This is a genomic window from Nocardia vinacea NBRC 16497 (assembly GCF_000308835.1).
GTDB classification, from domain to species: Bacteria; Actinomycetota; Actinomycetes; order Mycobacteriales; family Mycobacteriaceae; genus Nocardia; species Nocardia vinacea.
In genome coordinates this window covers 23,502-33,580 of the sequence record NZ_BAGN01000025.1, presented here as the reverse complement: position 1 = coordinate 33,580, position 10,079 = coordinate 23,502, and the positions used below count along the sequence as shown (strand labels likewise).

At 65.4% G+C, this 10,079-nt stretch carries 9 protein-coding genes; 2 read left to right on the top strand and 7 right to left on the bottom strand.

The annotated features are described in order from the left end of the window. Positions 1–155 precede the first annotated feature (155 nt). Entirely contained in the window at positions 156–806 is a 651-nt protein-coding gene (locus tag ON44_RS03595) for a nitroreductase family protein (protein WP_040686352.1), read from the bottom strand. A 121-nt stretch (positions 807–927) separates the two neighbouring features. On the opposite strand from ON44_RS03595, the gene ON44_RS03590 reads away from it, so the two are divergent. Continuing rightward, positions 928–1,371 (top strand): MarR family winged helix-turn-helix transcriptional regulator, encoded by a 444-nt coding sequence (locus tag ON44_RS03590; protein WP_040686345.1) that lies wholly within the window; start codon positions 928–930, stop codon positions 1,369–1,371. Between the two features lie 31 nt (positions 1,372–1,402). Here the strand turns inward: ON44_RS03590 and ON44_RS03585 are convergent, their stop codons facing one another. Next, on the bottom strand, positions 1,403–3,634 hold the full coding sequence (locus tag ON44_RS03585; RefSeq protein WP_051181461.1) for a S9 family peptidase: 2,232 nt from the start codon (positions 3,632–3,634) through the stop codon (positions 1,403–1,405). Positions 3,635–4,037: 403 nt separating this feature from the next. Here ON44_RS03585 and ON44_RS03580 point away from each other — a divergent pair, with 403 nt between their 5' ends. Further along, positions 4,038–5,072 carry a DUF2330 domain-containing protein gene (locus ON44_RS03580; RefSeq protein WP_083897633.1) on the top strand — a complete coding sequence of 345 codons (1,035 nt, stop codon included), beginning with the start codon at positions 4,038–4,040 and terminating at the stop codon, positions 5,070–5,072. Positions 5,073–5,074: 2 nt separating this feature from the next. Here the strand turns inward: ON44_RS03580 and ON44_RS03575 are convergent, their stop codons facing one another. The 5 genes from ON44_RS03575 to ON44_RS03555 form a co-directional block, all read right to left on the bottom strand. Next, a complete protein-coding gene (locus ON44_RS03575) occupies positions 5,075–6,031 on the bottom strand; it encodes an alpha/beta hydrolase (RefSeq protein ID WP_040686343.1) in 957 nt (318 codons plus the stop codon). A 157-nt stretch (positions 6,032–6,188) separates the two neighbouring features. After that, entirely contained in the window at positions 6,189–6,611 is a 423-nt protein-coding gene (locus tag ON44_RS03570) for an HIT family protein (protein WP_040686350.1), read from the bottom strand. 22 nt (positions 6,612–6,633) lie between these two features. Next, positions 6,634–8,055 (bottom strand): adenylosuccinate lyase, encoded by a 1,422-nt coding sequence (gene purB / locus ON44_RS03565; protein ID WP_040686342.1) that lies wholly within the window; start codon positions 8,053–8,055, stop codon positions 6,634–6,636. A 6-nt stretch (positions 8,056–8,061) separates the two neighbouring features. Then, a complete protein-coding gene (locus ON44_RS03560; protein ID WP_040686341.1) occupies positions 8,062–8,700 on the bottom strand; it encodes a TetR/AcrR family transcriptional regulator in 639 nt (212 codons plus the stop codon). A gap of 141 nt (positions 8,701–8,841) precedes the next feature. After that, entirely contained in the window at positions 8,842–10,008 is a 1,167-nt protein-coding gene (locus ON44_RS03555) for a pyridoxal phosphate-dependent aminotransferase (RefSeq protein WP_218007515.1), read from the bottom strand. Positions 10,009–10,079 lie beyond the last annotated feature (71 nt).

Genomic DNA, 10,079 nt, shown 5'->3' with positions numbered 1-10,079 from the left:
GGTGCGCAGCAAGACCCCGGACGCGACGCCCGATCAGATCGCCGACGCCTATATCGCGATCATGGATGCGAACGGCGCATACCAGGGGATCGAGCAATACCGCGACAGCGATCGTGCGACATTCCTGGACAACATGCGCACCTGCGGCCTCTGATTTACCACCGCTCCCAGTGCAGTACCTGCGCCCTCGGCACCCGGACGGCGGGTTTGAAATCGGTGCCGAGGGTGTAGGCCAGCGGAATGAATGCCGCGAGCATCACCTTGTCGTACGGAATCCCAAGTGCCGCAGCGAGTTCGCGCTCGAGCGGACCCTGCGCACTGGTCCAGGTGGTGCCAAGTCCGCGGGCGCGGGCGGCGAGCATGAAGCTCCACACCGCGGGCAGAATGGAACCCCAAGCGCCCGACTGGATCTCGACCGAGGCGCGATCGGTTCGACCCTCGATGGCCGGGATCACCATGGCCGGAACACGATGGATGTTCTCGGCGAGATAGCGCAGACCGTCGAAGACCAGCTCGGTCGAACGCGGTGAATAGTTCATGCGCCACACGTCATCGGCGGTCAGCGGCTGTCCGGTCCCGACCGCGAGCGCGCGACGGAAGATATCGCCGACCACTCGACGCTTGGCCCGATCTGTGACGACGATGAAATGCCAGCGCTGCCGATTGCGGCCGGTCGGCGCCTGGGTTGCGAGATCGATGCACTCCTCGATCAGCTCACGCGGCACCGGACGGTCGAAATCCAGGCGTTTGCGCACGGCACGGGTCGTGGACAGCAACTCGTCCGGGGTCAGATCCAGCGTTGTCATCGGGTACTCCTCGGGCCGATTCGTGCAGACCATCAGACCGTATGACCACAAACCATCTGCTGTCAAACAATTGTCCAGCAGACGATTAATGGTAGGCTGGCGCCACCGACAGTGAGGCACCATGACCAAACCGACTTACTTTCCACAGCTCGCCGCCGAGCGGCCGGACATAGCACTGTGCCGCGCATCGACCGCGGTGGCCAGAGCGGGCGAAATCCACGCCGCGACACAGGGTTTGGGCGTTGGGCAGCAGTTGGTATTGAAAATGCTCGATACCGTCGGCGCATGCTCGCAGCAGACGCTGAGCGAGGAACTGCGGATCGATCGCAGCGTCATGGTCAGCGTCTGCGATGACCTGGAGAAATCGGATTACGTACGGCGCGAACGCAATCCGCGCGACCGGCGCTCCTACGCCGTGACCATCACCGATGCGGGCCGCGAACGGCTGCACGAGGCGGAGGCGGCGATTCCGGCCTACCTCGACGAGACGTTCGCAGCGCTGACCGCCGCCGAGCGCCGCCAGCTCACGACGCTGCTCGGCAAACTATTGGTACCCGCCGAGTGAGCGGCCGGGGTGAACCGGCCGCTCACGGAAGCTACGCGTCGGCCAGGCCGAGGGTGTCGAGCACCCAGGCGTATTCGAACGCGACTTCCTTCCACTTCTCGTAGCGGCCGCTGACGCCGCCGTGGCCCGCGCTCATTTCGGTCTTGAGCAGCAGCGGCGCGTCGCCGGTCTTGGTGGCGCGCAGTTTGGCGACCCACTTGGCGGGTTCGACATAGAGCACGCGGGTGTCGTTGATGCTGGTGATGGCCAGAATGGCCGGGTAGTCCTTGGCTTCGATGTTCTCGTAGGGCGCGTAGGACTTCATGTAGTCGTAGACGTCCTTGTCCGCCAATGGATTTCCCCACTCGTCCCATTCGATGACGGTGAGCGGCAGCGACGGGTCGAGGATCGAGGTGAGCGGGTCGACGAACGGCACGTTGGCCAGGATGCCCTTGAACAACTCGGGTGCCAGGTTCGCTACCGCACCCACCAGCAGGCCGCCCGCACTGCCGCCGTCGGCAATCACCCGGTCCGCCGAGGTGACATCGGTATCGATGAGATGCCTTGCGCAGGAAACGAAATCGGTGAAGGTGTTCTTCTTGGTGAGCGTCTTGCCGTTCTCGTACCAGAGCCGCCCCATTTCACCGCCGCCGCGCACATGCGCCACCGCGAACACCATGCCGCGGTCGAGCAGCGAAAGCCGCGATACCGAGAAGGACGGATCCATACTGGCCTCATAAGAGCCGTATCCGTACAGCAGCAGCGGTTTCGGCCCCGCGGGCAGACCCTTCTTCCGCACCAGCGAGATCGGGATCCGGGTGCCGTCCGCGGCGATCGCCCAATCCCGGTGCTGCTCATAGTCGTTCGCGTCGTAGCCGCCGAGTACCGGCTGCTCCTTGCGCAGCAGCAGCTCACCGGTGGCCGGCACATAGTCGAAGACCTGCATCGGCGTGATGAACGAGGTCAGCCCGATTCGCAGCGTCGGCTGCTCCCACTCCGGATTGGCGCCGGAACCGACCGCGAAGAGTTCCAGATCGAATTCGAGTTCGCGCCGCTCGCCGTAGCCGGAATCGGTCAGCGGCCAAATGGCAACGCGGGTCAGTGCTTCACGCCGGTAGCTCAGCACCAGATGACTGGCGAACGGATCGATATCCTCGAGCCGCACATCGTCGCGATGGCCGATCAGCAGCGTCATATTCGACGGATCCGATACCGGCGCCTCGGCGAGTACGAAGTTCTCGGCCTTCACCCCGTCCACGACATCGTTGTGCAGGATCAGGAATCGGTCCTCGCCGCCGACCACCGCATGTTCCGCGGAGTACTCGACGCCATCGCGGCGCGGCATGATGACCCGGAAGTCGCCCTCCGGATTATCGGATTCGAGCACCCAGCCCTCGGTGGTGATCTTGGAGCCGACCCAGATCATCAGGTACTTTTCCGAGCGCGTCGCGCCGATGCTCACCCAGTAGCGCTCATCGGGCTCGTGGAAGACCTTGACGTCGTCATCCTTGCTCGTACCGAGCCGGTGCCGCCACACGGTGTCGGGCCGCCAGGATTCGTCGACGGTCTGATAGAAGACGTGCGTGCCGTCCAGCGACCAGGTCGCGCCGGGTGCGGTGCCCACGATCTCGTCGGCGAGCACCTCACCGGTGCGCAGATCCTTGAAGCGCAGCAGATAGCGCTCGTCACCGCTGGTGTCGACCGAGTACGCGAGCAGGTTGCCGTCATGGCTGACCGAGAACGCGCCCAGTGCGAAGAAGTCGTGCCCCTCGGCGACCTCGTTGCTGTCGAGCAGCACCTGCTCCCCGGGAATCTCGGTATCGACCTCGAGTTGCGGCGGGGTCCAGGCATCGATATCTATTGCGCCGCTCGCGGGGCGCTCCGTGGTTACGTGAGCTGCCTCCTCCGCGCCCGTCGCTCCCGCCGGGGCAACGATGGGACAGCGGCAGTGCACGCCGTACTGCTTGCCCTCGAAGCTACGCGAGTAGTACCAGTACTCGCCCATCCGGGTCGGCACCGACAGATCGGTCTCCTGGGTGCGCGCCTTGATCTCGTCGAAGATCCGGTTCCGCAGTCCGCCGAGATGGGAGGTCTGCGCCTCGGTGTAGGCGTTCTCGGCCTCGAGGTAGGCGATGACCTCGGGGTTTTCTTTATCGCGGAGCCATTCGTACTCATCGATGAAGACGTCGCCATGGTGCACCCGCTCGGTGCGCACCGTCTTGGCGACCGGGGCCGTTACATCACCCGGACCGGCGAGCGTTCCGATTCCACTGTCGAGAGCCATGGACTCCACCCTACTGTTCGGGCTGCGCACCGCCCGCCGCTCGGATGATCTCGTCGAGTACCGCGCCCGTCCGGTGCAGATCGGTCATGGCCTGATCGATGCGGCGGCGCTCCTCGGCCAGCTTGTCCACCAGGAACGGTGTCGCCGGTTCGTTCGGCGTGCCGTCTCGGCCAACTCGCCGATGCGCATATCTGTTCCGCCTCCCTGGACCTTTACCGACCGGTGAGTACGACGGAAGTCCCGATGCGGACCTGCGGTCGAGCACGAAAGGGCTGCTGGACGGTCCATGTGCTCGCGAGGTCATGCGGCTGGGTACAGCGACTATCCGAGCTGGGGGTTGCGCGAAACGCGGTGCGCCTGATGGTCCGGCCGCATGGCCGCGCAGCCCATTAGGCTCGCGGCCATGCGTGCTGTCCACCTGCTGGCCGTCATCGGAATGCTGTTCGCCACAGCCGGAATCGGCGCGCTCGCACCGGCTTCCGCATGCGCGTGCGGCGGGGTCGCCAATCCGCCGGGTCACCTGGCATCGGTGCGCGAGGAGACGGCGCTGGTCAGCTGGGACGGTCAGCGGGAGACGGTGCTCATGCGACTCGCGCTGAAATCCGGTACCGATCAGGCGGCGCTGATCGTGCCGACGCCGAAACCGGCGACTGTCGCGGGCGGTTCCGCCGCGACCTTTACCGAACTGGCGAACTTGACCGCACCCAAGGTCGTCACCCAGCGCCAATGGTTCGGCTCCGGTTTCGGCGACACCGCGAGCGAGGGCACTATGGGTGCTGCCGGTGGCGGCCCGACCGTCCTCGACCGCGTGCAACTCGGCCCGCTGGAGGCGACCACCCTGTCCGGCGGCAACCTGGACGGCATTCGAAAGTGGCTGAGCGACAACGGCTACGAGCTGCGCCCCGAGGTGGTCACCACCCTGGAGCCGTATCTGCGCGAGGGCTGGTCCTTCGTCGCAATGCGCCTCACCAGCGTCCAACCACTCGACGGCGCAATAGATCCGGTGCGGCTGACCTTCGATTCGGATCGTTTCGTCTATCCGATGCGCATGTCCAGTGCTGCCAAACAGTCCCAGTACGTGCATCTTTACGCGCTGAGCGAGCATCGCGTGCGACGCTCCGATCCCGATGCCACCGCCCAGAGTGTGCACGTCGATTTCGCAGGCCGGGTTGCGTCATCGGATCCAGAACTCGCACCGGTGACGACGAATGGCCGCAATTACCTGACCGAACTGCGGATTTCGATCGACAGCCCCGCGGATATCCGCTCCGACTTCACCTTCGAGGCCGATTCCAGCGACGCGGAGGTCTACCGGACGATCCACCGAACCGAGAACGTGGAACTATTCGGTGTTCCCGCGGGCATCGTCATCCTCGGCACGGTCTTCCTGGCCGCGATCGTCGTGGTATTCGCCATCGTCCGCGTGCTGCGGGCCTGACCTCAGGCTCCGATCGCCGGACCGATGGTCGGCCAGGAGGCGTGCAGGGTGTCCTGCCAGTAGGACCAGGAGTGGGTTCCGGTCGGGCTGTAGTCGATCTCGGCGGGGATGCCGAGGGCGCGCAACCGCTGTTCGAACGAGATGACGCAGGTATTGACGCCGACCTCGACGGGGCCGCCGAGGACGATGTTCTCGCCCAGTTGAGGTTTGATCTCGGCCTCGTGCGGACCGGGTATGCCGGTGCCGGTGGAGAGGTAGATCGCCTTGCCGCGCAAGCGATCCGCGAGCGCCGCCGCATCGTGTTCGGCCCAGGCCGGGCTGCCGGGACCGCCCCACATATTCACCGGGTCGCCGCCGCGGTTGGCGATGGAGAACATCACCGCCCCCATGGCGAGAGTTGTGTCGGGGCAGGCGCTGTAGCCCGAGATCGCCTGGTACAACTCGGGATGGCGGGCGGCGAGAATGAAGGCCGCATTGCCGCCCATGGAGAGACCGCCGATGGCATTGACGCCATTGCCGTATCGGGCGTCGATGATCGGCGGCAGTTCCTCGGTAAGGAAGGTTTCCCACTGGTAGCGGCCGAATTTGGGATCGTCACGCTGCCAGTCGGTGTAGTAGCTGGCCTGGCCGCCGACCGGCAGCACCACATTGACGTTCTTGCCCCGGAAGAAGGATTCGGCGTCGGTGGCATTGGTCCAGGTGCTCTGGTTGATGCCCGGATCGAGACCGTCCAACAGGTAGAAGGACGGATGCGAGCCGCCGCCCGCCGGGTGCAGCACCTGCACTTGGATGATCCGTCCCATCGATGGCGATTCGATGAACAGCGCAGAGCGCGTCGAGCTCAGTTCATCGATTCGATCGATACGTGCGGCCGATGCCGTGGCCGGCTCGACAAGCATGGGGCCCATCAACGCGATCGCAGAGGCCAGCACCGCAACAGCAATCTTCGTTCGCCGCACGAACCTACCTCCATTACCGCATAACAATGGCCTTCAACGTAACTCACGTCGAGACGTTGGAGAAGAGATTCCAGATCCGGCGTTTCCGCGGCAAACTTTCCGGCAGATAACAGCTTTCACATCGACACCGGCAGTCACAGCCCGGCCCGGCGACCGCTCAGCGATCGAGCGCGCCGCGGATCGAACTCGCCAGATAATCCAGATCAGCGCGGTGTGGACTGGTCGGCCGCCCACGTAATCCGAACCCGTCACCCGGCGTCCGCGGAATGACATGCAGGTGCACATGGAATACTTCCTGACCTGCGGTCACTCCGTCGGCCAAGAAGAAGTTAACTCCATCACACCCCACCTCGCTGTCCCGCAGCGCCCCCGCCAATTTCTGCGCCACCTGGAACAACTTCCCCCCGACCGCCGGATCCAATTCCGCCAGACTCCGTGCCGCCACCTTCGGCACCACGAGTAAATGCCCCGGCGTCATGGGCCGAATATCCATGAACGCCACCACATCATCGTCCTCATACACCCGGCTGGCCTCGGCCCGCCCAGCCACAATGTCCCCAAAGATCGTGTACGGATTCACGCCGATCACTATGGCCGGTCGGCTAGAGGATCGGCGACGGGGTGTAGCGGGCGGCGTCGGGGTACTGGTCCACGAGCTTTTGGACGGCGGCCACCACATCGGAAACCTGGGCTTCGGCCGCGCCGATGAAGGCGGACTTGTCGGCCAGGGCGGCATCCAATTCGGCGCGGTCCAAGGGGAAGCGGGAGTCGGCGGCCAGGCGGTCCAGCAGGTCGGGTTCGCGGCCCTGTTCGCGCATGGCGAGGGCGACGGCTACCGCGTGTTCCTTGATTACCTCGTGGGCGGTTTCGCGGCCCACCCCGGCGCGCACGGCCGCGATGAGCATGCGGGTGGTGGCCAGGAAGGGCAGGTAGCGGTCGAGTTCGCGGGAGATGACGGCCGGGTAGGCACCGAATTCGGTGAGCACGGTGAGGAAGGTTTCGATCATGCCGTCGATGGCGAAGAAGGCGTCCGGCAGCGCGACACGGCGCACCACCGAGCAGAAGACATCGCCCTCATTCCATTGCGCGCCAGCGAGTTCGGCGGCCATCGAGGCGTAACCGCGCAGCACCACCTGCAGCCCGTTGACGCGCTCGCAGGAGCGGGTGTTCATCTTGTGCGGCATGGCGGAACTGCCGACCTGGCCGGGCTGGAAGCCCTCGGTGACCAGCTCGTGGCCCGCCATCAACCGAATGGTGTGCGCGAACGACGACGGACCCGCACCGACCTGCACGAGCGCCGACAGTACGTCGTGATCGAGCGAGCGCGGATACACCTGGCCGACACTGGTCAGCACATTCGCGAAGCCGAGATGCCGCGCGACCTGCTGCTCCAGCGTCGCAAGCTTGGCCGAATCGCCGCCGAGCAGATCGAGCATGTCCTGCGCGGTGCCCATCGGGCCCTTGATACCGCGCAGCGGGTAGCGGTCGATGAGCTCCCGCAGGCGGGTCAGCGCGATCAACAGCTCGTCGGCGGCGGAGGCGAACCGCTTGCCCAGCGTGGTGGCCTGGGCGGCGACATTGTGCGAACGACCCGCCATCACCAGCGTGTGGTACTCGGCGGCCCGCTCGGCCAACCGTGCCGCGACCGCGACACCGTGCGCGTGCACATGCTCGAGCGAGAGCCGGATCTGCAGCTGCTCCACATTCTCGGTGAGATCGCGGCTGGTCATGCCCTTGTGCACATGCTCATGCCCGGCCAGCGCATTGAATTCCTCGATGCGCGCCTTCACGTCGTGGCGGGTGACCCGCTCACGCTCGGCGATCGAGGCGAGATCCACCTGATCGATGACCCGCTCGTAATCGTCGATGACGCCAGCGGGCAGATCGATGCCGAGATCGGACTGCGCCCGCAACACCTCCAGCCACAGCCGTCGCTCGAGCACGATCTTGTTCTCGGGCGACCAGAGATGCACCAACTCGGGGCTGGCGTATCGGGTGGCAAGAACGTTCGGGACAAGGGTCACGTCTTGTCAGTCTAGTGTCCGGAACCTGTCGACCTGCTGCGGCGTCGCGGGCGCGACGATATCGATGACCTCGAGCAACGCACCGCGCGCCATTCGCCTTGGCTCCGGGTCCATTTCGCTCAGTGCCGCCACCACGGCCCCGTCGACCACCGCGACCATCCTGCGCAACTGCTCCGCCCGAACCGCCCGATCGGAGCGGCGCAGCACATCGGCGAGCAATTCGTCCAGCTGCGCCCTTAGTCGGAGCTGCACTTCCCGCAGTTCCGGATGGCGCGCCGAGGCCACCGAACGCTCATAGCGCGCGATGAGCTGCCCACGTGCGCCCTCGTCGTTTCCGTCCGACCCCACCAGCAGGTCCAACACCAAGTCGACGGTCGCCTCCGCGCCACGTCTGCGGTGGCTCACCTCGCCGACTCGACGCCGCATCGCGTCCAGCTCCGCATTGCCGCTGAATTCGACCGCTCGCGCGATCAGATCATCGAGCGACTCGAAGTAGTACGTCGTCGACGCCAGCGGAAGGTCGGCGCGCGTCGCGACCGAGCGATGCCGCACCGCATCGAATCCGCCTTCGAGTAACAACTCGGCGGCGGCCGCTACCAAAGCCTGGCGACGCCGTTCGCCTTTCGGGGTCGTCGCGGTTATCACCGTGCCATCGTGCCAGTCATCATCAGTTCATCCGTGCGAAATCAGAGGAAACCCAGAGAGTGAAAACCCAGCCATCGTTGTTTTACCGCATCTGCGCGTTCATGGTGCCGAACTGTGCAAACTCGTTGTCGGACAGCATGATCAACCACGCAGATAGTGACCCAGCCGAACGAGTGCCGCCTCGATGTCCGCAGTAGCTCCGGCGAAAGAGAACCGTACCGTCCGGTGCCCCGCCGCGGTATCGAAGTCGATACCGGGGGCCAGGGCGACTCCGGTGTGGTCGAGCACCTCGGTGCACCACGTCCGGGAATCGTCGGTGAGATGGCCGATATCGGCATAGGCGTAGAAGGCGCCGTCGGCCGGAGCCAGATCGGTGATGCCGAGCTTCGGCAGCCCCTCCAGCAGCAGTTGCCGATTCACCGCGTAGCGCCGGACGTGACCGTCGAGTTCCTCCTTGGCCTCGGCGCCGAACGCATGCAACGCCGCGAACTGCGAGACCGCGGGCGGACACACGGTCATATTGGATGCGAGTCGCTGCAGTGCGGGTCGCAATCCGCTCGGCGCCAGCATCCAGCCGAGCCGCCAGCCGGTCATCGAGAAGTACTTCGAGACCGAACCGATGACCACGGATTCGCGCGAGGTCTCCCAGGCCGATGACGTCCGACCGCCGCTGACGCCCTGGTAGGTGATGCCGTGGTAGATCTCGTCGGAGATCAGCAGGGTGCCGTGCGCATCGCACCAGCGGGCCAGCGCGGCGAGCTCGTCCGGATCGATCATGGTGCCGGTCGGGTTGGCCGGACTGGCCACGATCAGGCCCGCGGGCGGTTCCGGGAGCGCCTCCAGCATGGCGACCGTCGGCTGGAATCGGGTCGCCGCACCGCAATCGAGTTCGATGACGCGACAGCCCAGCGCGGTGAGGGAGTTGCGATAGGCAGGATATCCGGGCCTGGCCACCACGACGGTGTCCCCAGCGTCGAATGCGGCCAGGAAGATGAGGGTGAACGCGCCGGAGGAGCCGGTCGTCACCACGACGTCATCGGGTTCGACGGCGTATCCGTAGGTATCGCGGTGGTGTTCGGCGATCGCCTCGCGCAGCGGCAGAATGCCGAATGTCTCTGTGTAACCGAGCAATTCGGAATCAATTGCCGTCTTCGTCGCGCGCAGCACCGGGGCGGGTGCGGGCGTCGAGGGCTGCCCGGCCGCCAGCACCAGCACATCGCCGTGCGTCCTGGCCCGTTCCGCGGCAGCTTTCCAGACATCCATCACGTAGAAAGGTGGAATGGTCGACCGGCGAGATTCTCTGGACACTCGACGTACGGTAGACCGTGCCGCGCGTCGGGTGTGCGCCGATCCTCGGCTTTTGCCGAAGTCGACCGGTA